The organism is Achromobacter spanius (assembly GCF_002812705.1).
Classification (GTDB): domain Bacteria; phylum Pseudomonadota; class Gammaproteobacteria; order Burkholderiales; family Burkholderiaceae_B; genus Achromobacter; species Achromobacter spanius.
This window is the reverse complement of sequence record NZ_CP025030.1, coordinates 2,810,927-2,834,336: the sequence shown is the minus strand read 5'-3', so window position 1 is coordinate 2,834,336 and position 23,410 is coordinate 2,810,927. Positions and strand designations below refer to the sequence as shown.

The 23,410-nt window shown below is 66.0% G+C and carries 23 protein-coding genes; 17 read left to right on the top strand and 6 right to left on the bottom strand.

The features are described from left to right. The first annotated feature begins 119 nt into the window (after positions 1-119). The 7 genes from CVS48_RS12830 to CVS48_RS12800 all read left to right on the top strand — a co-directional run bounded on the left by CVS48_RS12830 (position 120) and on the right by CVS48_RS12800 (position 9,440). Positions 120-737 carry a formate dehydrogenase subunit gamma gene (locus CVS48_RS12830; RefSeq protein WP_242001291.1) on the top strand — a complete coding sequence of 206 codons (618 nt, stop codon included), beginning with the start codon at positions 120-122 and terminating at the stop codon, positions 735-737. Then, positions 734-2,323, top strand: a complete 1,590-nt coding sequence (locus CVS48_RS12825) for a formate dehydrogenase beta subunit (RefSeq protein WP_100854789.1) — start codon at positions 734-736, stop codon at positions 2,321-2,323. The genes CVS48_RS12830 and CVS48_RS12825 overlap by 4 nt, the downstream gene beginning before the upstream one ends. A gap of 15 nt (positions 2,324-2,338) precedes the next feature. Next, entirely contained in the window at positions 2,339-5,215 is a 2,877-nt protein-coding gene (gene fdhF, locus CVS48_RS12820) for a formate dehydrogenase subunit alpha (protein ID WP_100854788.1), read from the top strand. A 21-nt stretch (positions 5,216-5,236) separates the two neighbouring features. Continuing rightward, positions 5,237-6,067 carry a formate dehydrogenase accessory sulfurtransferase FdhD gene (fdhD, locus tag CVS48_RS12815; RefSeq protein WP_100854787.1) on the top strand — a complete coding sequence of 277 codons (831 nt, stop codon included), beginning with the start codon at positions 5,237-5,239 and terminating at the stop codon, positions 6,065-6,067. 90 nt (positions 6,068-6,157) lie between these two features. Next, the gene (locus tag CVS48_RS12810; RefSeq protein WP_100854786.1) at positions 6,158-6,415 is read left to right on the top strand and encodes a formate dehydrogenase subunit delta; all 258 of its coding nucleotides are present in this window, start codon (positions 6,158-6,160) and stop codon (positions 6,413-6,415) included. 61 nt (positions 6,416-6,476) lie between these two features. Further along, positions 6,477-8,144 (top strand): OFA family MFS transporter, encoded by a 1,668-nt coding sequence (locus tag CVS48_RS12805; protein WP_100854785.1) that lies wholly within the window; start codon positions 6,477-6,479, stop codon positions 8,142-8,144. A gap of 174 nt (positions 8,145-8,318) precedes the next feature. Beyond that, complete coding sequence (locus tag CVS48_RS12800) at positions 8,319-9,440, top strand: methyltransferase (RefSeq protein ID WP_100854784.1); 1,122 nt, start codon at positions 8,319-8,321, stop codon at positions 9,438-9,440. 51 nt (positions 9,441-9,491) lie between these two features. On the opposite strand, the gene CVS48_RS12795 is transcribed toward CVS48_RS12800, so the two are convergent. Genes CVS48_RS12795 through CVS48_RS12785 form a run of 3 tightly spaced genes read right to left on the bottom strand, consistent with a single transcriptional unit; the run spans position 9,492 to position 11,340 of the window. Continuing rightward, the gene (locus tag CVS48_RS12795; RefSeq protein WP_100854783.1) at positions 9,492-10,184 is read right to left on the bottom strand and encodes a DUF1345 domain-containing protein; all 693 of its coding nucleotides are present in this window, start codon (positions 10,182-10,184) and stop codon (positions 9,492-9,494) included. 59 nt (positions 10,185-10,243) lie between these two features. Next, positions 10,244-10,768 carry a chromate transporter gene (locus tag CVS48_RS12790; RefSeq protein ID WP_100854782.1) on the bottom strand — a complete coding sequence of 175 codons (525 nt, stop codon included), beginning with the start codon at positions 10,766-10,768 and terminating at the stop codon, positions 10,244-10,246. Further along, positions 10,765-11,340 (bottom strand): chromate transporter, encoded by a 576-nt coding sequence (locus CVS48_RS12785; protein WP_100854781.1) that lies wholly within the window; start codon positions 11,338-11,340, stop codon positions 10,765-10,767. Before CVS48_RS12785 ends, CVS48_RS12790 begins: the two co-directional genes overlap by 4 nt. Positions 11,341-11,479: 139 nt before the next feature. Here CVS48_RS12785 and CVS48_RS12780 point away from each other — a divergent pair, with 139 nt between their 5' ends. The 4 genes from CVS48_RS12780 to CVS48_RS12765 all read left to right on the top strand — a co-directional run bounded on the left by CVS48_RS12780 (position 11,480) and on the right by CVS48_RS12765 (position 14,227). Next, positions 11,480-12,424: a LysR family transcriptional regulator gene (locus tag CVS48_RS12780; RefSeq protein ID WP_100854780.1), complete on the top strand. Its 945-nt coding sequence runs from the start codon at positions 11,480-11,482 to the stop codon at positions 12,422-12,424. Then, complete coding sequence (murI, locus tag CVS48_RS12775) at positions 12,414-13,217, top strand: glutamate racemase (protein WP_100854779.1); 804 nt, start codon at positions 12,414-12,416, stop codon at positions 13,215-13,217. The genes CVS48_RS12780 and murI overlap by 11 nt, the downstream gene beginning before the upstream one ends. Before the next feature lie 138 nt (positions 13,218-13,355). Continuing rightward, complete coding sequence (locus CVS48_RS12770; RefSeq protein ID WP_100854778.1) at positions 13,356-13,781, top strand: universal stress protein; 426 nt, start codon at positions 13,356-13,358, stop codon at positions 13,779-13,781. Between the two features lie 17 nt (positions 13,782-13,798). Beyond that, positions 13,799-14,227 carry a universal stress protein gene (locus CVS48_RS12765; RefSeq protein WP_100854777.1) on the top strand — a complete coding sequence of 143 codons (429 nt, stop codon included), beginning with the start codon at positions 13,799-13,801 and terminating at the stop codon, positions 14,225-14,227. A 4-nt stretch (positions 14,228-14,231) separates the two neighbouring features. On the opposite strand, the gene CVS48_RS12760 is transcribed toward CVS48_RS12765, so the two are convergent. The 3 genes from CVS48_RS12760 to CVS48_RS12750 are packed head-to-tail and all read right to left on the bottom strand — an operon-like array spanning position 14,232 to position 16,644. Then, positions 14,232-15,623, bottom strand: coding sequence for a sensor histidine kinase (locus tag CVS48_RS12760; protein WP_100854776.1), 1,392 nt, complete (start codon positions 15,621-15,623; stop codon positions 14,232-14,234). After that, entirely contained in the window at positions 15,620-16,282 is a 663-nt protein-coding gene (locus tag CVS48_RS12755; RefSeq protein ID WP_100854775.1) for a response regulator transcription factor, read from the bottom strand. Before CVS48_RS12755 ends, CVS48_RS12760 begins: the two co-directional genes overlap by 4 nt. Further along, positions 16,282-16,644, bottom strand: a complete 363-nt coding sequence (locus CVS48_RS12750) for a PepSY domain-containing protein (protein ID WP_404976364.1) — start codon at positions 16,642-16,644, stop codon at positions 16,282-16,284. The genes CVS48_RS12755 and CVS48_RS12750 overlap by 1 nt, the downstream gene beginning before the upstream one ends. A 206-nt stretch (positions 16,645-16,850) precedes the next feature. On the opposite strand from CVS48_RS12750, the gene CVS48_RS12745 reads away from it, so the two are divergent. The 6 genes from CVS48_RS12745 (at position 16,851) to CVS48_RS12720 (ending at position 22,987) form a co-directional block, all read left to right on the top strand. Further along, complete coding sequence (locus tag CVS48_RS12745) at positions 16,851-17,165, top strand: PepSY domain-containing protein (protein ID WP_100854774.1); 315 nt, start codon at positions 16,851-16,853, stop codon at positions 17,163-17,165. 67 nt (positions 17,166-17,232) lie between these two features. Then, complete coding sequence (locus CVS48_RS12740) at positions 17,233-18,564, top strand: PQQ-dependent sugar dehydrogenase (protein ID WP_100854773.1); 1,332 nt, start codon at positions 17,233-17,235, stop codon at positions 18,562-18,564. Positions 18,565-18,711: 147 nt separating this feature from the next. Further along, positions 18,712-19,164 (top strand): azurin, encoded by a 453-nt coding sequence (gene azu, locus CVS48_RS12735; protein WP_167400987.1) that lies wholly within the window; start codon positions 18,712-18,714, stop codon positions 19,162-19,164. A gap of 124 nt (positions 19,165-19,288) precedes the next feature. After that, positions 19,289-19,993: an SDR family oxidoreductase gene (locus tag CVS48_RS12730; RefSeq protein WP_100854772.1), complete on the top strand. Its 705-nt coding sequence runs from the start codon at positions 19,289-19,291 to the stop codon at positions 19,991-19,993. Positions 19,994-20,093: 100 nt separating this feature from the next. Beyond that, a complete protein-coding gene (locus tag CVS48_RS12725) occupies positions 20,094-21,608 on the top strand; it encodes a DUF1800 domain-containing protein (RefSeq protein WP_100854771.1) in 1,515 nt (504 codons plus the stop codon). After that, positions 21,605-22,987, top strand: coding sequence for a DUF1501 domain-containing protein (locus CVS48_RS12720; protein WP_100854770.1), 1,383 nt, complete (start codon positions 21,605-21,607; stop codon positions 22,985-22,987). Before CVS48_RS12725 ends, CVS48_RS12720 begins: the two co-directional genes overlap by 4 nt. The last annotated feature ends 423 nt before the right edge of the window (positions 22,988-23,410 follow it).

The window sequence follows — 23,410 nt, the reverse complement described above, 5'->3', positions numbered from 1 at the left end:
ACACAAATAACGCGGCGGCCGGGCTTTTATTATGTTTTTAATAACATATTAAAAGCCATCAGGACCTGACCCGAACCACAGACCCCTGAACGGGGCCCGCAACATTGGAGGAGATCACCGTGCATCAGCGCGAGGCAAAATCCGACCTGGCATCCAGCGGCGGCGCCCGCGGCGGCCCACTGGCGCTGGACGCCGCCCAGGCATCCGCCACCCCCGCCATCGCAGCCACCGCGCGCATTCTTGCGCGGCTGAAAGACCTGCCCGGCCCCCTGCTGCCGGTACTGCACGAGGTGCAGCATGAATTGGGCTGTATTCCGGCCGAGGCGGTGCAAACCATCGCCGAGGCCCTGAACCTGTCCCGCGCTGAAGTGCACGGCGTCATCACCTTCTACCCGCACTTTCGCAGCCAGCCGGCCGCGCGCCACACGCTGGAAGTCTGCCGCGCCGAATCCTGTCAGGCCATGGGTAGCGAGCCGTTGGCGGCGCATGCCCGCGCCCGCCTGGGCTGCGACTTTCATGCCAGCACGGCCGACGGCAACTTCACCTTGGAACCCGTCTACTGCCTGGGGCTGTGCGCCCAGTCGCCCGCCGTCATGATCGACGGCCAGCCGCATGCCCGCGTTACGCCAGACAAGCTGGACCGGCTGTTGGCGCGCACGCTGGACCGCGCTTCGGACCGAACTTTGGACCAAACGTTGAATCGCGCTTTGGATCGCACGCCGGAGGTCACGCCATGAGCGCCCCCGTCGTCATCTACGTGCCGCGCGACGCCGCGGCGCTGGCCATGGACGCCGATGCCGTGGCCCAAGCAATTGAACGCATCGCCGACGAACGCGGCGTGGCCGTGCAGGTGGTGCGCAACGGCTCGCGCGGGCTGTTGTGGCTGGAACCGCTGGTGGAAGTGACCACGCACGATGGCCGCGTGGCCTACGGCCCGGTGGCGCCGGAAGACGTGGCCGGTTTGTTTGACGCCGCTTGGCTGACGAACACCCGCACGGCCTCTCACCCCCTGTGCCTGGGCCTGACCGAAGACATCCCCTACCTGAAACACCAGGAACGCCTGACCTTCGCCCGCGTTGGCGTGATCGACCCGCTGTCCTTGCAGGACTATGCCGCGCACGGCGGCCTGGCCGGGTTGAAGCGGGCGCTGGCGATGGAGCCGGCAGCAATCATTGACGAAATGGTCACCTCGGGCCTGCGCGGGCGTGGCGGCGCGGCGTTTCCAACCGGCATCAAATGGAAGACGGTAGCGGGCACACCCAGCGACCAGAAATACATCGTGTGCAACGCCGACGAAGGCGACTCGGGCACGTTCGCCGACCGCCTGCTGATGGAAGGCGACCCCTACGTGCTGATCGAAGGCATGACCATCGCCGGCCTCGCAGTGGGCGCAAGCTATGGCTATATCTACGTACGCTCGGAATATCCGCACGCCATCGCCACGCTGGAAGCGGCCATCGCGCGCGCCCGCAGCGTGGGTTGGCTGGGCGCGGACGTGCACGGCAGCGGACGCCGCTTCGACCTGGAAGTGCGCAAGGGCGCGGGCGCCTACATCTGCGGCGAAGAAACCTCGTTGCTGGAAAGCCTGGAGGGCAAGCGCGGCGTGGTGCGCGCCAAGCCGCCGCTGCCCGCCATCTCGGGCCTGTTCGGCAAGCCCACCGTGATCAACAACGTGATCTCGCTGGCCACGGTGCCCATCATCCTGGCCAAGGGCGCCAACTACTACCGCGATTACGGCGTGGGCCGTTCGCATGGCACGCTGCCCTTCCAGTTGGCGGGCAACCTGAAGCAAGGCGGGCTGGTGGAGAAGGCCTTCGGCCTGAGCCTGCGCGACCTGCTCTATGAATTCGGCGGCGGCAGCGCCTCGGGGCGGCCCCTGCGCGCCGTGCAGGTGGGCGGGCCGCTGGGCGCCTATCTGCCCGAATCGCAATGGGACGTGCCGCTGGACTACGAGGCCTATATCCAGATCTCGGCCATGATCGGCCACGGCGGGCTGGTGGCTTTTGACGACACCGTCGACATGGCGCGCATGGCGCGCTACGCGATGGAATTCTGCGCCATTGAATCCTGCGGCAAATGCACGCCCTGCCGCATAGGTTCGACGCGCGGCGTCGAGACCATCGACAAGATCGCGGCGCCCGGGGCCGACGCCCGGCAGCGCGAACAGCAGGTGCATCTGCTGCGCGACCTGTGCGACACGATGATGGGCGGTTCGCTGTGCGCGCTGGGGGGCATGGCGCCCTACCCCGTGCTGTCCGCGCTGAACCACTTTCCGCAGGACTTCGGCATCGAGTCCTCGCAGTCTGCCGCGCACGCGGCCTGAACCCGAGAGGCGACCATGCTGGAAACCGTTATCAAGCGCGACCGCGACCTGGGCACACCGGCCCGCGTATCCGAGAACACCGTCACCCTGACCATCGACGGCCAGGAAATCCGCGTGCCCGAAGGCACGTCCCTGATGCGCGCGGCCGCCGAGGCCGGCATCAACATCCCCAAGCTGTGCGCCACCGACAGCCTGGAACCATTTGGATCCTGCCGCCTGTGCCTGGTGCAGATCGAAGGCCGGCGCGGCTATCCCGCGTCGTGCACCACGCCGGCGGAAAACGGCATGGTGGTCTTTACCGAAACACCCAAGCTGCACGAACTGCGTCGCGGCGTGATGGAGCTGTACATCTCCGACCACCCGCTGGACTGCCTGACCTGCCCCGCCAACGGCGACTGCGAATTGCAGGACATGGCCGGCGTGGTGGGCCTGCGCAACGTGCGCTACGGCTACAACGGCGCCAACCACCTGGACGCCAAGGTCGACGACTCCAACCCCTACTTCAGCTACGACGCCTCCAAGTGCATCGTCTGCAACCGCTGCGTGCGCGCCTGCGAAGAAACGCAGGGCACCTTCGCCTTGACGATATCCGGCAAGGGCTTTGAGTCGCGCGTGTCGCCCGGGCAGGACCAGCCCTTCCTGGATAGCGAATGCGTGTCCTGCGGCGCCTGCGTGCAGGCCTGCCCCACATCCACCCTGCAAGAAAAGACCGTCATCATGATGGGTCAGGCCGAGCACTCGGTGGTGACCACCTGCGCCTATTGCGGCGTGGGCTGCGGCTTCAAGGCCGAGATGAAAGGCCAGGAAGTGGTGCGCATGGTGCCCTGGAAAGACGGCCAGGCCAACCGCGGCCATTCCTGCGTGAAGGGCCGCTTTGCATGGGGCTACGCCACGCACAAGGAACGTGTGCTGAAACCCATGATCCGCAAGCACATCACCGATTCCTGGAAGGAAGTGTCCTGGGACGAGGCCATCAACTACGCGGCCTCTGAATTCCGCCGCATCCAAAGCGAGTACGGCCGCGACGCGGTGGGCGGCATTACGTCGTCGCGCTGCACCAACGAAGAAACCTGGCTGGTGCAAAAATTGGTGCGCGCGGCCTTCGGCACCAACAACGTGGACACCTGCGCGCGCGTCTGCCATTCGCCCACCGGCTACGGCCTGAAGCAGACCTTGGGCGAATCCGCCGGCACGCAAACCTTTGACTCCGTCATGCATACCGACGTGGTGATCGTGATGGGCGCCAACCCCAGCAGCGGCCACCCCGTATTCGCCTCGCGCCTGAAGCGCCGGCTGCGCGAAGGCGCGCGCCTGATCGTGATTGACCCGCGCCGCATCGAACTGGTCAGCTCGCCGCACATCAAGGCCGACTTCCATTTGCAAGTACGGCCGGGCACCAACACCGCGCTGCTGTCGTCGCTGGCCCACGTGATCGCCACCGAAGGCCTGATCGATGACGCCTTCGTGGCCGAGCGCTGCGAAACCAAGGCCTTCAATGAATGGCGCGACTTCGTGTCCTTGCCCGAGAATTCGCCCGAAGCCATGGCGGAAATCACGGGCGTGCCGGCGCAAGACGTGCGCGGCGCGGCGCGTTTGTTCGCCACCGGCGGCAACGGGTCCATCTATTACGGTCTGGGCGTGACCGAGCACAGCCAGGGGTCCACCACCGTGATGGCGATTGCCAACCTGGCCATGGCCACCGGCAACGTCGGCCGCGAGGGCGTGGGCGTGAACCCGCTGCGCGGCCAGAACAACGTGCAGGGCTCGTGCGACATGGGCTCGTTCCCGCATGAGCTGCCCGGCTACCGCCACATTTCCGACAACACGGTGCGCGCGCAATTCGAAAAGGATTGGGGCGTAACGCTGCAACCGGAACCCGGCCTGCGCATACCGAACATGTTTGAAGCGGCGCTGGGCGGATCCTTCAAGGGCCTGTACTGCCAGGGCGAAGACATCGTGCAGTCCGACCCCAACACGCAGCACGTGGCGGCCTCGCTGGCGGCCATGGAATGCATCGTGGTGCAGGACCTGTTCCTGAACGAGACCGCGAAGTACGCGCACGTGTTCCTGCCGGGTTCGTCGTTCCTGGAAAAGGACGGCACCTTCACCAACGCCGAACGCCGCATCTCGCGCGTGCGCAAGGTGATGGAGCCCAAGAACGGCAAGTCGGACTGGGAAGTGACGGTGGCCTTGTCCAACGCGCTGGGCTATCCCATGAACTACACGCACCCGCGCCAGATCATGGAAGAAATCGCGCGGCTGACACCGACATTCGCGGGCGTCAGCTACGACAAGCTGGACAAGCTGGGCAGCCTGCAATGGCCGTGCAACGACGACGCGCCGGAAGGCACGCCCATCATGCACATCGATACCTTTGTGCGCGGCAAGGGCAAGTTCATGATCACCAAGTACGTGCCGACCGATGAACGCAGCACGCGCCGTTTCCCGCTGCTGCTGACCACCGGCCGCATCCTGTCGCAATACAACGTGGGCGCGCAGACCCGGCGCACGCCCAACGTCATGTGGCATAGCGAAGACGTGCTGGAACTGCATCCGCAAGACGCCGAGGACCGTGGCGTGGCCGAAGGCGATTGGGTGGGCATTCAAAGCCGCGCGGGCGAGACCGTGCTGCGCGCCACACTGACCGACCGGGTGCAACCGGGCGTGGTATACACCACGTTTCACTTTCCCGAGTCCGGCGCCAACGTCGTCACGACGGATGCCTCCGACTGGGCGACCAACTGCCCCGAATACAAGGTCACGGCCGTGCAAGTCACGCGCGTGTCGCAGCCTTCGGAATGGCAGCGCCAATGGTCGCGCTTTGCCGACATCCAGCAAAAGCTGCTGCGCGAGCGATCGCGCGAAAACGAAGCGGCGCTGACCGGGAAATAACGCCCTACAGCTCTGGATGCCATGACCGCCCCCACGCCCCCGTCCTCTCGCCCCGACTGCACGCCGACCCAGGTTACGCGCGTGCGGGCCGGGGCCATCGCCCCGGCCGCCGAGTCTGACTTCGTTGCCGAGGAAACGCCGGTGGCGCTGGAGTTCAACGGCATCAGCCACGCCACCATGCTGGCAAGCCCCGCCGACCTGGAAGACTTTGCGGTGGGCTTTTCGTTGTCGGAAGGCATCATCGACAGCGTCAGCGATGTGCGCGGCATCGACGTGCTGCCGCCGCAGTGCGACGGCATCGTGGTGCAGGTGGAAATATCCAGCGCCTGCGAAGTGCGCCTGAAAACGCGGCGACGCGCCATGGCCGGACGCACCGGCTGCGGCCTGTGCGGCGTGGAGACGCTGCCCGAAGTGCTGCGCCCGGTGGCACCCGTAACGAACGGCTCGACCGTGCGCATCCAGGCCGTGCTGAACGCCATGCGCGACATGCGCGCGCGCCAGGCGCTGCACGACATCACGGGCGCCACGCACGCGGCGGGCTGGGCGGGCGCCGATGGCGCGGTGGCGCTGGTGCGCGAAGACGTGGGCCGCCACAACGCGCTGGACAAGCTGATCGGCGCGCTGGCGCGCCAGGCCATGCACGCCGGCAACGGCATCGTGCTGGTGTCCAGCCGCGCCAGTTTTGAAATGGTGCAGAAGACGGCGGCAGCCGGCGTGGCCGTGCTGGCGGCGGTGTCCGCCCCCACCGCCCTGGCCATCCGCCTGGCGCACGACGCCAACGTCAGCCTGGTGGGTTTCATGCGCGGTGACGACGCCACGCTGTATTCCCACCCTGAACGAATCATCCCCTGAATCGGGCCTTGAATTGGGCCTTGAACCGATCCATGAACCGGACCTTGAACCGGTCTCAGAATCGGACCCTGAATTGGACTTAGACACGTAATGGAAATCGGCAACCTGATCCGCATGGCCAACCGCATCGGCCAATTCTTTGACGCGATGCCGGACCGCCACGAAGCGCTGGAAGGCGTGGCCAACCATATCCACAAGTTCTGGGAACCGCGCATGCGCAACGAGCTGCTCGGCTTCCTGGCGGCCACCCCCGACGGCGACGCCGGCGACGAACAATTGCACCCGCTGGTGCTGGAAGCGGTCACGCAGAACCGCCAGCGCCTGACGCCCGCGCCCCGCGTGGGCTAGCGGGCGAGCAAAACAAAAAACAAACAAAGCGGCAACAAAGCCGCACCCCAGAGGAGACTGTATGGAAAGCACCGCCACCTTGGATTTGCCCGGCGCCAAGCCGGGTTTTTTTGACAAAGAACGCACCATCGCCGGGCCGGGTTTCTCGCGCTGGCTGGTGCCGCCGGCCGCCCTGGCCATCCATTTGTGCATCGGCATGGCCTACGGCTTTTCGGTGTTCTGGTTGCCGCTGTCCAAGGTGGTGGGCGGCGCCCAGCCGCTGGCCTGCCCCGCCGACATGAGCCTGGCCGCCGAGTTGTTCACGACCAGTTGCGACTGGCGCATTTCCACCATGGGCTGGATGTACACGCTGTTCTTCGTGCTGCTGGGTTGTTCGGCGGCGCTGTGGGGCGGCTGGCTGGAACGCGCCGGCCCGCGCAAGGCAGGCGTAGTGTCAGCGGTGTGCTGGTGCGGCGGGCTGGTCATTTCGGCCATCGGCGTGTACCTGCATCAGATGTGGATGCTGTGGCTGGGGTCAGGCGTCATTGGCGGCATCGGGCTGGGGCTGGGGTATATCTCGCCCGTCAGCACGCTGATCAAATGGTTTCCCGACCGCCGCGGCATGGCTACCGGCATGGCCATCATGGGCTTCGGCGGCGGCGCGATGATCGGCGCGCCGCTGGCCGACATGCTGATGCGCCACTTCGCCACGCCCACCTCGGCCGGCGTCTGGCAAACCTTCCTGACCATGGCGCTGGTGTACTTCGTGTTCATGATGTCGGGCGCGCTGGGTTACCGCGTGCCGCCCACGGGCTGGAAGCCGCAAGGCTGGACCGCGCCGGCCAAGCATGCCAACAACGCGATGATCACCAAGGGCCACGTCCACGTGAAGCGCGTCTGGGGCGTGCCGCAGTTCTGGCTGGTGTGGCTGGTGCTGTGCCTGAACGTCACGGCCGGCATCGGCATTCTGGGCATGGCTTCGCCCTTGCTGCAGGAAGTGTTTGGCGGCGGGCTGATCAACAAGCCCGAACTGGGCTTTGGGCAATTGGACAAGGAACAATTGGCCGCCATTGCAGCCATTGCTGCCGGCTTCACCGGCCTGCTCAGCCTGTTCAATATCGGTGGCCGCTTTTTCTGGGCCAGCCTGTCGGACAAGCTGGGCCGCAAGATGACCTATCTGATCTTCTTCGTGCTGGGCTTCGTGCTGTACGCCGCCATTCCCTGGACGGCGCACATCGGCGCGCTGGCCCTGTTCGTGGCCGCGTTCTGCGTGATCCTGTCCATGTACGGCGGCGGTTTCGCCACGGTGCCCGCCTACCTGGCGGACCTGTTCGGCACCCAGATGGTGGGCGCCATCCACGGCCGCCTGCTGACCGCGTGGTCGGCGGCCGGTATCTTTGGCCCGGTGCTGGTGAACTACATCCGCGAATACCAATTGTCGATTGGCGTGCCGCGCGCGCAGGTGTACGACATCACCATGTACATCCTGGCGGGCATGCTGGTGCTGGGCTTCCTGTGCAATCTGGCGATACGCCCGGTCAACCCCAAGTACTTCATGACGGACGAAGAACTGGCCCAGGAAAAGGCGCTGGCGCACGAGCGCGCCGTGGCCGCCGAAGCCCACGGCGTGGGCGCGTCCACCTTCCGCACGCCCATGGCGCTGGTGCTGTTCGCCTGGGCCTGCGTGGGCATTCCGCTGGCCTGGGGCATCTGGATCACATTGCAGAAGGCGGTGGTGTTGTTCCACTGATCCCGCCTGAGACCGGGTCTGCCCCCGGCCTGCCCCCGATCTGACCGCACGGCGCCTGGCGCGCCGTGCTCCGCCCCAGGGCGCGAAGCTGCTACATTGGCAGCCCGCGCCCTATCTTTTTTTATTGGTCCCCATGATTCTTACCCATTCCCCCGTCTTTGCCGGAGCGACACATTGAGCGCCCCCGAATTGCACTGGGAAGAAAACGACGTCTCCCATTCCGCCCGCTGGCGCTCTGAAACCGGCGCAACGCCGCCCAAGCGCGTGGTGGTGGTGGACGACAAGCTGACCGCCGACATGGCCTATCGCCAAGCCTGCGAAGGCGTCGGCCTGCTGTGGCGCGGAGACTTCCAGAACGCCCGCCAGTTGCTGCTGGCCGTGACCCGGCGCGTGGACAAGCGTCCGCGCAAGCCCGTCGAGACCATGCTGGAAGCCTTCAACCAGCACCGCCAGATCCAATCCCAACGCGCCCGCATCCTGGGCATGCTGCTGATTCCGTTTGACGCCGGCCACGGCATTTCGCTGCGCCGCGCGCCGGATGCGCGCCAGGCCTGCGAAGAAGCCCACGGCCCGGCCGACGAACCCTATGTGGCGTCGCTGCGCGAATTGCTGGGCCTGATCGGCGCCTTTGAATGGCGCAAGAAAGGCGTCGAGATCGCCGTCCTGAACAACCGCATCCACCCGCACTACGGCGTGTTTTCGCCGCTGCGTGGTGAATATGTCGACCTGGTGGCGAACACGCCGATGCCGCGCGGCAGCGTGGCGTTTGATATCGGCACGGGCACCGGCGTGCTGGCCGCCGTGATTGCGCGCCGGGGCGGCAAGCGCGTCATCGCCACCGATCTGGACCCGCGCGCGCTGGCTTGCGCCCGCGAAAACCTGGAACGACTGGGCCTGTCCAAGCAGGTTGATGTGGTCGAGGCGGACCTGTTCCCCGAAGGCCGCGTGTCGCTGGTCGTCTGCAACCCGCCGTGGCTGCCCGCGCGCCCCAGTTCGCCGCTGGAGCAAGCCGTGTACGACCCCGACAGCCGCATGCTGCGCGGCTTTCTCAACGGTTTGACGGCGCACCTGACGCCCAATGGCGAGGGCTGGCTGATCTTGTCGGACCTGGCCGAGCACCTGGGCCTGCGCACCCGCGAACAGTTGCTGGAAATGATCGACGCCGCCGGCCTGCGTGTCATCGAACGCATCGACACCCGGCCCACCCACAGCCGCGCCAAAGACCCCAGCGACCCGCTCTACGCCGCGCGCTCGAAGGAAGTCACGTCCTTGTGGAGATTGGGCGCCGCCGCCTGATTGCCAGCGGTGACCCATGCCCTCTAGGTGTGTGGGGCCTTGCCCCACACACTATGCTTTACCCGCCGCCACGTTCACGCTGATCGCGATGATGAACACATTGAAGAAGAACGCGATGACGCTGTGCATCAGCGCCATTCGGCGTACGCGGCGGTTGACGATCTGCACGTCGGACACCTGGAACGTCATTCCCAGCACCAGCGCGAAATACGCAAAGTCCCAGTAGTCGGGCTCCTGCGTACCGGGGAAATCCAGCCCCTTGTGCGCCCCCGTGCCATGTCCGTAATAGCCATGCGCATAGTGCAGCGCAAAGATCATGTTCATGTAGAGCCATGCCAGCACGATGGTCGCGCCGGCCGCCAACACCGCCAACGCGCCGCCCGGGCTGTTTTCGCCATGCAGCTCAACCCACAGCGCCATCAACACCATGCAGGACAGCGCCACGCTGCTCCACAACACGCCGACACGGCCCACGTCCTGCTGCTTGGCGCGTACGTGCAGGGACGCCGGGCTGGCCTGGCCGAATACCCGCGCCGTCAGCACCAGGAACACCAGCGCGGCCGCATCAAAACCCAGCAGCAGCGCCAGGCCGGCGGAACGGCTCCAGACGTAGGACGCGGCGCCCACCGCCAGGAATAACAGGCCACACAGCACCAGGCGCCGATGCGCGTGAAAGAAAGGCAAGCGGTCGACGGCCGTTGCGGCGTCGTCGGGCTGCGGTTCGTCCGGAATCGGCTTGGTCATGAAGGCTCCGAGTGCGGGTGGCCACGTGCGAAGGTCCCGCTTGCGACAAGAGCCCAACGCTAACCGAACGCCAGCAAACCCACCAGCGCGCCGCCGAACAAGAGCCACAAGGGATGGATGCGCGTGGCGCTGCCCAGCACGGCCACCACCGCCGTGATCGCGCCCAGCAGCCAGCTATGTACGGACGCCTCGGTGATCAGCGCCGCGCTGGCGGCTACCAGGCCCACCGTCATCGGGAAAATGCCCGCCTGGATCACGCCGCGCCACGGGCGGTCCTTGAAGCGTTCCCACAAGCCCAGCGCCAGGATGGTGATGAGCGACGACGGGCCGAACTTGGCGATGGTGGTCACCAGCATGCCCCACCACCCGGCCACGTGCCAGCCCACCAGCGTCACCACCATCAGGTTGGGGCCGGGCGCGGCCTGGCCCAGCGCAAACAGCGCGGAGAAATCAGCGGCGGTCATCCAGCCATGCACGTCCACGACCTGGCGCTGCATCTCGGGCAGGATGGTGTTGCCACCGCCGAACGCCAGCACGGAAAGCTGGGAAAAGATCAGGGCCAGCGCAATCAGGGTATGGATCATCGACGTTGCCTCCAGACCAGCAAAATGCTCAACGGCGTCAGCACCGCCATGGTGGGCAAGAGCGGAATGCGCAGCACGGCAATGGCCACGAAGCACAGCGTGGCCACCACGCCCGCCAGCCAGTCGCGCCGCTTGATGACCGGCACGCCGATCTTGACCGCCATCGAAATCAGCAGCCCCGCCGCCGCGGCCGCCAGGCCCGCGAACAGGTGCTGGATATGCGGGTCGTGTTGAAAGCGGTCGTACACCATGCCCAACAGAATGACGATGGCCGACGGCGCCAGGATCAGCCCCATCAAGGCCGCGAAAGCGCCCCGCGGCCCGCGAAATTTCATCCCCAGCGCGACAGACAGGTTAATGATGTTGCCGCCCGGCAGGAACTGGCACAGGCCCAGCAGGTCGGTAAACTCAGCGCCGCTGAGCCAGCCGTGCTTTTCAACGACCATGCGGCGCGCCAGGGGTAGCGCTCCGCCAAAAGCGGTCAGGCCCAGCATGAGAAAACCGGTGAACAACTGCCCACAGGTGGGTGGCGGCCGGTTGGCGGCCTCAAGGGTGGAGGGTGCTGCATTCATGGGACGAAGAGCCGGTGCATAGCCGGCGAGCAAGGGCTGGCGCATTGCAGCGCACAGCAGAAATAACAAGGCGGGAGCCTACTCTTGGCCCCGGATAATGTCTAATATATGACCCCATCGACACTCATATTCACTGCATATGGCATCAGTTGATCTCCGCCTGCTGCGCTACTTCCTGGCCGTTGCCGAAGAGGCCCACCTGACCAAGGCCGCGGCGCGGCTGGGCATTCGCCAACCTCCCCTTAGCCAACAGATTCGTGTGCTGGAACAAGAGCTGGGCGTAACCTTGTTCAACCGGTTGCCGCGCGGCATGGAACTTACCGAAAGCGGCCGCGCGTTGTTGGAAGATGCCCGCAACATCCTGGCACTGGTGGATCAGGCCGTGGACGGGGTGCGCCGCGTCTCGCAAGGCGAAGCCGGCCGGCTGACGGTGGGGTTTACCGGATCGGCCGCGTTCCATCCCTTCGTGCCCTCGGTCATCCGCCGTTTTCGCGAAAGCGCGCCCAACGTGCGGCTGGTGCTGGAAGAAAGCAGCACGGGCGAACTGCGCGACGCGGTCAGCGAAGGCCGCGTGGACGTGGCCTTCATTCGGGGCACGGTCCTGACCACGCCGGGCGTGTCCGAGGAAACCGTGCTGGAAGAAACCATGCTGGCCGCCTTTCCCGCGGACCACCCCTTCGTCAAGGGCCGCGACCGGCGGCAGATTGCGCTGTCGGAACTGGCCGAGGAATCGCTGATTCTGTACCGCCGCCACAGCGGCCCCGGCCTGTACGACGCCATCATCACGGCGTGCAGCGCGTCGGGATTCAGCCCGCGCGTGGTGCAGGAAGCGCCGCGCATGTTGTCCACGCTGAGCCTGGTGGCGGCGGGCCTGGGCGTGTCACTCGTGCCCGCGTCCTTGCGGCGGGTCAACATCGAAGGCGTGGTGTACGTGAACGTGACCGGCCCCGTGGCGTTGCGCGCCGGCTTGAACCTGATCTGGCGCGACGCGCCGCTGTCGGGCGCCACGCGCAAACTGATCGACGAAGTGCGCCGCCATCGCGCCGAGGGCCTGGACGAGGGGCATTCCCATCATGTCCAGTGATTCCCTTATCGGCGTGTACGACTCCGGCGTGGGCGGCCTGAGCGTGCTGCGTGCCATCCGCGAGGCGCTGCCGCAAGAACAGTTGCTGTACGTGGCCGATTCGGCGCATGTGCCGTATGGCGACAAAACGCAGGCGTTTGTCCTGGAGCGTGCCTACGCCTTGGCGGATTACTTCGTTTCGCGCCAGGCCAAGGCCATGGTGGTCGCCTGCAACACCGCCACCGCCGCCGCCATCGCGCCGCTGCGCCAGCGCCATCCCGACCTGATCATCATCGGCGTGGAACCGGCAATCAAACCCGCCGCGCACCTGACGCACAGCGGCGTGGTGGGCGTGTTCGCCACCACCGGCACCTTGGCCAGCCCCAAGTTCGCCGCCTTGGTCCAACGCGAAGCACCCGAAGTACGCATCGTGCTGCACCCCTGCCCGGAATGGGTGCGGCTGGTAGAGCAAGGCAAGCTGTCCGGCCCTGAAGTGGATGCCGCCGTGCGCGGGCCGGTGGCCGCCCTGCGCGCGGCGGGCGCCGATGTGTTGGTGCTGGGCTGCACCCACTTTCCCTTTCTGCGCGATGCCATCCAGGCAGCCGCCGGACCCGATGTGCCCTTGTTGGAAACGGGCGCCCCCGTGGCGCGCTGGCTCAAGCATCAACTGCACCAGCATGGCCTGTTGCGCACCGACGGCGCGGGCACGCTGCGCCTGGAGACCACCGGCCATGCACCCACCTTGGCGGCCTTGACCAGCAAGCTGCTGGCGCCGGGCCTGGACATCGGAGAAACGCCCGAACGCTGGCGCTAGGCGCAAGATTGTGAACGGGGGTTGATCAAGCGCATCTTTCGGTCGGCAAAACCGGCGAAACGGGCCGCTCGCTGGAAATTAATTCGAATACAGTAGAACGACCCGCCTACCCAGGCTCGCATAACAAAGGAGACGCGCATGAAACGCATCCTGATCCCCGTTGACGGTTCGCAGCCCTCGCTGCATGCCGTGCAAGCTTTACTGGCGGCGCGCGCATATGACCCGGTCGAACGGGTGGCGCTGTTGACGGTGCAGATTCCACTGCAATCCGGCAAGATCGGCCGTGGCCTGTCTCAGGCCGATATCGATGCCTACTACCAGGACGAGGGCGCCGCCGCGCTGCAAGCCGCCAGCGACCTGCTGTCCAAAGCCGGCGTGCCGTTCGACGTGCGCGTGGAGATCGGCGAAGCGGCCGAAACCATCGTCCGCGTGGCCGGTGAATCCAACGCCGATGAAATCTACATGGGATCGCGCGGGCTGGGCTCGGTGTCGTCGCTGTTCATGGGGTCTATCGCCACCCGCGTCCTGCACCTGACGGACCTGCCCGTCACGCTGGTCAAGTAACGCATCAAGGAGCAACCATGCTGAACATACTTGTCCCCGTCGACGGCTCCGAGAATGCCGACCGCGCCGTGCTGTATGCCCGCGAACTGGCCCAGGGCGCATCCGACGCGCGCGTCCATCTGCTTAACATTCAAACGCCCACGCACGGGCGCGCCGGCCTGTCGCGCTTGATCACGCAAGACATGATCGATGAGTTCTACCTTCGACAAGGCCAGGAGGCCACGCGGGAAGCCCGCAAACTGTTGGATGTGACCGGCACCCACTACACCAGCCACACGGCGTTCGGCCACGCCGCCACCGAAATCGCCGGCTACGCGCGCGACCACGGCTGCGCCCGCATCGTGATGGGCACGCGCGGCAACGGCACACTGACCAACATCCTGATCGGCTCGGTCGCCAATCAGGTGCTGCAACTGACGGATGTGCCGGTGACCTTGGTGAAGTAAAAGCTCAGGCCGTGGGCAGCCGCAGGGTGACGCGCAGCCCGCCCAGCGGCGAACGCCCCGCGTGCACCTCGCCGCCATAGGTGCCGGCAAGGTCTCGCACGATGTCCAGGCCCAGGCCGGAACCCGGCAGTTGCTCGTCCATGCGCACGCCGCGCAGAAAGATCCGTTCGCGCGCATGGTCGTCGATGCCCGGGCCGTCGTCGTCGATGTGCATCAGCAAATGCCCCGCGCCGGGCATTTCGCCCGTCACCCGCACGTGGCTGCGCGCCCATTTGCAGGCGTTGTCCAGCACATTGCCCAACATTTCCTGCAAGTCCTGCGGGTCGCCCCGAAACACCATCGCGTCGGACAAACCCTGCATCTCGATATGCAGGCCGCGTTCGGCATACAAGCGCTGCATGACGCGCACCAGCCCTTGCGTCGCCTCGCGCAGCGGCGCGCGCCCATCCGCGGCGCCCGATGAGGCTGCGGCGCGGGCGCGTGCCAGGTGGTGGTCGATCTGGCGGTTCGCCATGGCAACCTGTTCGTTCACCAAGGATGCCGGCACGCTGGCCTCGCGCGACGCGGCATTGGCCAGGATGGTCAGCGGCGTCTTGACCGCGTGCGCCAAATTGCCGGCCTGCGTGCGCGCGCGCTGCACGATCTCGGCGTTCATCGCCAACACCTGGTTGAAGTCGTCCACCAGGGGCTGGATTTCGCTGGGGTAGCGGCCGTCGATACGGCTGCTGCCGGCGTTCTGCCTGGCCAACTGTTGACGCAAGCGCGCCAAGGGCCGCAGGCCGACCACCACCTGGACCACCGCCGCCGCCGTCAACCCCGCAGCCAGCGCGCCTAGCGCCATGACCAGCATGCCGTTGAACCGGCCGATGGGCTCGGCCAGCACGCGGCGGTCGGCGGCCACCACCAGGCGCAACGGCGCGGCGTCTTCCTCGGCGGGTTTCAAGGTGCGCGCCAACGCGGTCAGCTCGCGTCCGGCCGGCCCCGTCGTGTCATAGGTTTGATCGCCGGATTCGGTGGCGTGCAGCGCCGACGGCGCAGGCGGGGGCAAGGTCTGGTCCCACAACGAGCGCGAGCGCGCCACGCCGATGGCGGCCGGACGCGCGCCATCCGCCAGCCTGTCCACCTGCCAGTACAGGCCCGACAAGGGCTGCTCCAGCCGGGGGTCGCTCAGCGGTGGGGACACCACCGGCCGCCCATCCGCGCCCACGTTCACGGCGGCGGTCAGTTGATTCAAATGCAGGGCAAGTTCGGCCTGGAACTGCTGCGTGACGTGCTGGCGGAACAAGCTGGCCAAGCCCCAGCCGGCCAGCACCACCGACCCCACGATCCAGGCCAGGGTGCCCGCCAGCAGCCGCAAGCGCAGCGAGCCCAGCATGCCGGCGCGGGCCGGCTTCATCCGCGCGCCGCCAGCCGGTAGCCCAGCCCGCGCACTGTTTCGATGGTGTCGGGCGGCAGCTTCTTGCGCAGCCGGCCGATGAAGACCTCGATGGTGTTGGAGTCGCGGTCGAAGTCCTGTGCGTAGATGTGGTCGATCAATTCCGTGCGCGACACGACCTCGCCCGCGCGTTGCATCAACACGGACAGCACCTTGAATTCGTGGCTGGTCAACGACAGCGCCTGGCCGTCGACCGTGGCCTTGGCCTGGCGCGTGTCCAGCATCAGCGGGCCGCAACGCCACTGCGCGCTGGCATGCGCCGTACTGCGGCGCAACAGCGCGCGCACGCGGGCCAGCAGCTCTTCCATGTGAAAAGGTTTGGTCAGGTAATCGTCCGCGCCGGCGTCGATGCCCGCCACCTTCTCATGCCAGTTGTCGCGCGCCGTCAGGATCAGCACCGGCATGTTGCGCTGCGCGGCGCGCCACTGCTTCAGCACGGTCAGGCCGTCCATGACGGGCAGCCCCAGGTCCAGCACCACGGCGTCGAACGCTTCGACGTCACCCAGAAATCGCGCGGATTCCCCGTCGCCGGCCTTGTCCACCGTGTAACCCGCCGCGTGCAGGGCATCGGCCAATTGGGCGGCCAGCGTGGGCTCGTCTTCCACTACCAGGATGCGCATCAGTCCTTGCCCTTGAATTTGATGTCGCGCCCCTTCACGGCCAGCAAGGTGCCGTCGCGCGCGTCGATCTTCAGTTTCAGGATGCCGCCGCCGCTTTGCAGCACGCGGATCTCGTAGATGAATTCGTCATCATCCTCTTCGAACTCCACCTTGACCACCTGGCCGGGGAACTCGCGTTCAACGATATCCAGCACCGCGCCCAGAGGCAGCACCTTGCCGGCTTCCAGCGCCTGGCGCGCGCGTTCGTGGTCATTGTCGTCGGCCAGGCCGCTGACCGGCCCCGCCATCAGCGCCAAGGCCAGCACGCAGCCCGACAACAGGATGCCGCCGCGTTTGCGCCGAAAGAATGGGGGTTGCCGCAATGCAGGGCCTTTGAAAAATGTGGGGAATGGACCGCCATTTATACCGCGCCGCCGATGAACCGCACATGAACAAAGGCTTCAGAAAAGGTTCATGCGGCGACCCCAATAATGGCCACAGGGTTAACGAAACGACCTGATTTTCTCACTACCTTTTTTCAGTTGCCTTTTTCCCCTACCCTTTCCATTATCGCTAGGAGCTACCCATCATGACGCGCATTCAGAAAACCTTGGCCGCATTGGCAATTGGCGCTTCCGCCCTGGTCGCCGGCACCGCCGTGCAGGCGCAGACCGCCGCGCCAGCGCCCGCCGCGCCCGCCGCCACCACCCCCGCCGCCCCGATGCTGACCATCCGCCAGGTCTACGACAAGATGGAAGCCGCGGGCTACCGCAACATTTCCGAGATCGAGCGTTCGCGCAAGCATGGCTACGAGGTCAAGGCCTATGACCCGCAAGGCCAGCGGGTGAAGCTCTACGTCGACCCGCAATCCGGCGCCGTCACGCGCAGCCGCTTCGACGACTGATCGGTCCGGCCGCGCGGCCCGCGCGGGTGAGTATGATGGGGCAGTCCAACCGCCTTGGAGTCGCCTCATGCCACCCCTGCGAATCGCGCGTGCCCTGGCGGCCGGCGTGGCGCTTGCCGCGCTTGGCGTCCTGGCCGCCTGCGGCGAAATGGCCACCCTGCCCGTGGAAGCGGGCATGGGCCCCGCGCCCACGCTGCCCGCCCCCAACACCACCCTGATCCCCACCGTCAACACCGCTCGCGCCGTCGGCTGGGCAGATGGCGCACAGCCCGTGGCCGCCGCCGGCCTGGCCGTGAACGCCTACGCCAGCGGCCTGGACCATCCGCGCTGGCTTTATGTGCTGCCCAACGGCGACGTGCTGGTCGCCGAAACCAACGCCCCGCCCAAGCCCGAAGGCGCCGGTGGTGGCTTGAAAGCATGGGCGGCGGGCATCGTCATGAAGCGCGCCGGCGCCAAGACACCCAGCGCCAACCGCATCACCCTGTTGCGCGACGCCGACCACGACGGCGTGGCTGAAACCCGCAGCGTCTTGCTGCAAGACCTGAATTCGCCATTCGGCATGGCCTTGGTCGGCAATCAGCTTTATGTGGCCAACGCCGACGCCGTGCTGCGCTTTCCGTACGAAACGGGTCAGACGCAGATCACGGCACCCGGCGTGCGCGTGACCGACCTGCCCGCCGGCATCAACCACCATTGGACCAAGAACCTGATCGCCAACGCCGACGGCAGCAAGCTGTACGTGTCGGTGGGTTCCAACAGCAATGTGGCGGAAAACGGCATGGACATCGAAGAAGGCCGCGCCGCCATCTGGGAAATCAACGTGGCCAGCGGCAACAAGCGGCTTTATGCCACGGGCCTGCGCAACCCGGTCGGCATGGCCTGGGCGCCAGACGGCAAGACCTTGTGGACGGCGGTCAACGAACGCGACGAGCTGGGCAGCGACCTGGTGCCCGACTACATGACGTCGGTGAAAGACGGCGGTTTCTACGGCTGGCCATACAGCTATTTCGGGCAGCACGTGGACACCCGCGTCACGCCGCAGCGCCCGGACCTGGTCGCGCGCGCCATCGTGCCCGACTACGCGCTGGGTCCGCACACGGCATCCCTGGGGCTGGTCTGGTCGGGCAAGACCCGGCTGCCGGCGCCGTACACGAGCGGCATGTTCGTGGGCCAGCACGGATCATGGAACCGCGATCCGCGCAGTGGCTACAAAGTCATCTTCGTGCCGTTTTCCGACGGCACGCCCAGCGGCCCGGCACGCGACGTGCTGACAGGGTTTCTGAACGAACAAGGCCAGGCGCAAGGGCGGCCGGTGGGCGTGGCCATCGACAGCCGGGGTGATCTGCTGACGGCGGACGACGTCGGCAATGTGATCTGGCGCGTCAGCCCGCAGCGGTAATTCGCACCGGCTTGCGTTGTATCAAATGCGCCCTTGCGGGCGTTGGCATTCTGACCGGTAGCGGGGTGAGAATGTCTTGAAACCGGTTCCGTGCATACATTGCACGGGCCGGACATCCGCTTTTTGCGAAACGTTGGAGGCACGAATATGTTGTTCAAGAAATTGTGCGTGGCAGCAGTCCTGGCTGTCGCGTCGGCCCCGGTCCTGGCCGCCGAATGCTCGGTGGATATCGCCGGCAACGACCAGATGCAGTTCGACAAAAAGGAAATCACGGTCAGCAAAAGCTGCAAGCAGTTCACCGTGAACCTGACGCATCCGGGCAAGCTGGCCAAGAACGTCATGGGCCACAACTGGGTGCTGACCACCACGGCCGACATGCAAGGCGCCGTGAACGACGGCATGGCTGCCGGGCTGGATAAGGACTACGTGAAGCCCGGTGACGCCCGCGTCATCGCGCACACCAAGGTCATCGGCGGTGGCGAAAAAGATTCCGTCACCTTCGACGTCAGCAAGCTGGCCGCCGGCACCGCCTACACCTACTTTTGCTCCTTCCCCGGCCACTTCGCGCTGATGAAAGGCAGCTTGAAGCTGGTCGACTAAGCCGGCGCGCAAGCGCTGCGCCGCACGGGCTCCGCCCTCCGGGAAATCCGGGGCGCGGGGCCCGTTTCAATGAAGGGGATCCCCCTACAATGGCTGCTCTTCGTACACCCCGACAGGAGCAGGCATGAGCACCGAAAAAGTAGCGATCGTGACGGCGGGCGGCAGTGGCATGGGCGCGGCCGCGGCGCGCAAACTGGCGGCCGACGGATATCGGGTCGCCATTTTGTCATCGTCCGGCAAGGGCGAGGCCCTGGCGGGCGAACTGGGCGGAATCGGCGTCACCGGCTCGAACCGGTCGACCGACGACCTGGCCCGGCTGCTTGAAACCACCTTGGATAAATGGGGCCGCGTAGACGCCGTGGTCAATAGCGCCGGCCACGGTCCCAAGGGCCCGCTGCTCTCCATCAGCGACGACGACTGGCATCTGGGCATGGAGTTCTATCTGTTGAACGTGGTGCGCATCACGCGCCTGGTCGCGCCCGTGATGAAGCAGCAGAAATCCGGCGCCATCGTCAACATCTCCACCTACGCCACCTTCGAACCCGAAGCGCTGTTTCCCACGTCGGGCGTGTTCCGCGCCGGCCTGGCCGCCTTCACCAAGGTGTTTTCGGATGAGTACGCCGAACACAATGTGCGGATGAACAACGTGCTGCCCGGCTTTATCGACAGCCTGCCCGAAAAAGAAGACCGCCGCACCCGCATCCCCATGGGCCGCTACGGCACCGCCGAAGAAGTGGCGGACCTGATCGCCTTCCTGGCATCCGACGCGTCGTCCTACATCACTGGCCAGAACATCCGTATCGACGGCGGCATCACGCGCTCGATCTGAGCCTCATGCTTTGGGATTAATCCTCTCGTCCGTATGACGGTATTGAAGCGCGCGGCGCGGTTCAGTACCGTAGTCAATCGCATACGACGAGAGGCTTGCGATGACAGTTACCCCCGGCCAGGCCTCGCGCTTTCTGGCGCAGGCCACGTTCGGGCCCACTCCCGCCCTGATCGATGCCGTGGTGCGCGACGGCTACGCCGACTGGCTAGATGCCCAGTTGGCGATGCCGCCTTCGCAGACGCACTTTGATTGGCTGCTGCAACAGCGGAAGAATACCGAAGCGTTCAAGGGCAACGGCATCAACGCGCCGCTGGAGTCCACGCTGTGGCGCAAGTTCATCAGCGCGGAAGACCAGGTGCGCACGCGCATGGCCTTCGCCCTGTCCGAGATTTTCGTGGTGGGGGTGCAGTCCATTACCGCCTCGTGGCCGCTGTTTGGCGCGGCGGGCTTCATGGACCTGCTGGCCGAACACGCGCTGGGCAGCTACCAGGCGCTGCTGACCGCCGTCACCAAGAACCTGTCGATGGGCTGCATGCTGACCTATCGCGGCAACCGCAAGGAAGACCCCAAGACCGGTCGCCATCCCGACGAGAACTACGCACGTGAGGTCATGCAGTTGTTCAGCATCGGGCTGTTGATGCTGGAGCCGGACGGCACCGTGAAGCTCGTGAACGGGGCGCCGGTGGAAACCTATACCAATGCGGATGTGCAGGGGCTGGCGCGCGTCTTCACCGGCTGGGACATCAACGGCCCTGAAACCAATGTGGAATTCCACCGACGGCCCATGGCGCTGAACAATGCCCTGCATTCGATGAGTGAAAAGCGGTTCCTGGGCGCGGTGATTCCGGCGGGCACCGACGGGCGTCTGTCACTGCAAAAAGCCATGGACGTGATTTGCGCGCATCCCAATGTGGGGCCTTTCATCGGCATGCAACTGATTCAGCGGCTGGTCACCAGCAACCCCAGCCCGGCCTATGTGCGGCGCGTGTCGGCGGTGTTCGACGACGACGGCAGCGGCGTGCGCGGCAATCTGAAGGCGGTGCTGCGCGCCATCTTGCTGGACCCCGAGGCGCGTTCGCCTGACCTGAGCGATCCAACCTGGGGCAAGGTGCGCGAACCCATCCTGCGCTTCTCGGGCTGGGCGCGCGCCTTTGGCGCCACGTCCGTCAATGGCGCCTGGGCCATGCCGGATACCACCGACAACACCATCCGGCTGGCGCAAAGCCCCATGCGGTCGGCAACGGTGTTCAACTTCTTCCGCCCTCGCTACTCGCCCCCGGTCACGGAACTCGCCAAGCGCCATCTGGTGGCGCCCGAGCTACAGATTACCGATGAGACCAGCATCGCGGGTTACTTGAATTTTCTGGCGATCTACGCGGATCGCGGGTGGGAAGATTTGCAGACCAGCTACGCGCCAGAGATCGCCTTGGCGAAGGACCCGCAAGCGTTGGTGGCGCGCGTCGTGCTGCTGCTGGCCGGCGACGCCTTCAGCGCGCGCACCGCCGAAGCCATCGCAGAGGCCGTCGCCACCGTGCCCGCCAATCGACCACGCGACCGCGTGCGGGCGGCCATCCTGCTGGTGGCCGCCAGCCCTGAATACCTGGTGCAGAAATGAAGCGATCCCACGACGCCGACCGCCGCGCCTTCCTGTTGCGCGCCTGCGCATTGGGCGCCACGGGCGCCGCCGCGCCGCTGGCCTTGAACCTGGCGGCCTTGGGCGCAGCGGCGGCGCAGTCCGCCCCGGCCTCGTACAAGGCGCTGGTCTGCGTGTTCCAGTATGGCGGCAACGACCCCTACAACACCGTCGTGCCCTACGACACCGACGCCTATCGTGCCTATGCCGCCGCGCGTGGTGATATCGGATTGAAACGCGATGCGCTGCAAGCGACTGTCTTGCGCGGCAAAGCGCCCGCCGCTGGTGGAGGGCAGTTTGCCTTGGCCCCCGCGCTGGCGCCGCTTGCGCCGCTGTATGAAAGCGGACAGTTGGCCGTGCTGCTCAATGTTGGGCCACTGGTCACGCCCACGTCCAAAGCGGAGTACATCAGCGCGCGCGTGCCGTTGCCGCCGAAACTGTTTTCCCACAACGACCAGCAAGCGTACTGGCAGGCGCTGGCGCCCGAAGGCGCGTCGTCTGGCTGGGCGGGCCGGCTGACAGATCTGTTTGCCGGCGCCAACGCGCAGCGCACCTTCACGGGCATCACGGCGGGCGGCAGCACGGTGCTGCTGGCCGGGCGCAAGGTGGCGGGGTATCGGGTGGGCATCAATGGGTCCACGTCGATTGATCTGTTGGGCCGGGATATGTATGGCTCCAGCGCCTGCACCGCGCTGTTGCGGCAGTTGATCACGCAACCACGCGAACACTTGATGGAACGAGAAATGGCGCGCATCGCCGCGCAGTCCATCAGCGCCGACACGCAATTGCGCGCGGCGCTGGCGGATGTGGCGGTGCCGGGGGATTTTTCGTCACCCTTGGCGCAGCAATTGAAGATCGTGGCCCGCATCATCGGCGCCCGCCAGGCTTTGGGCGCGCGAAGGCAGGTGTTTTTTGTGTCGCAGAATGGGTACGACAATCACACGGGTTTGAACGATACGCACCCTGCCCTGCTGCGCGAGCTGGGGCAAGCGATGGCGGCGTTCCAGCAGGCGCTTTCGTCGATGGGTGTGGCGGACCAGGTCACGACGTTTACGGCGTCGGAGTTCGGACGCACGTTGGGATCAAACGGCAACGGCTCGGACCACGGCTGGGGTTCGCACCATTTCGTGATGGGCGGCGCGGTCAAGGGCGGCCGCTATTACGGCACGCATCCGGAAATTGCGCTGGACGGCCCGGGGTTTGTGGATAACGGGCGGTTGTTGCCGACGCTGGCGGTGGATCAATTGGGGGCAGCGCTGGGCGGGTGGTTTGGTGCGGGGAAGGAGGAATTGGGGATGGTGTTTCCGAATTTGAGGAATTTTGATGCGGGTGGGGTGGGGGTGATGGGGGGGAGTGTTTGATGGGTTGCGCGCGATTGATGCCTGGGTTCTTTTTCCGGGCTGCGCGCGCTTCACCCATCCTACGATCCGCGTGTCATGCAGCCATCGTAGGATGGGTGAAGCGCGAGGATGGCCGTGGCAAGAAAAAGGCGCGGATCGCGCGCAACCCATCTGGCGCCATGGAACACCGCGTGGCTCGTTGGCGCTGTGGCTGGCGTTGCGTTGCGGGCGGCGCTGCTTGATGGGTTGCGCGCGATTTGCGCTTGGGTTCTTTTTCCGGGCTGCGCGCGCTTCACCCATCCTACGATCAACGTGTCATGCAGCCATCGTAGGATGGGTGAAGCGCGAGGATGGCCGTGGCAAGAAAAAGGCGCGGATCGCGCGCAACCCATCTGCCGCCATGGAACACCGCGCGCCATATGAACGCACGGCATCCGCGATACG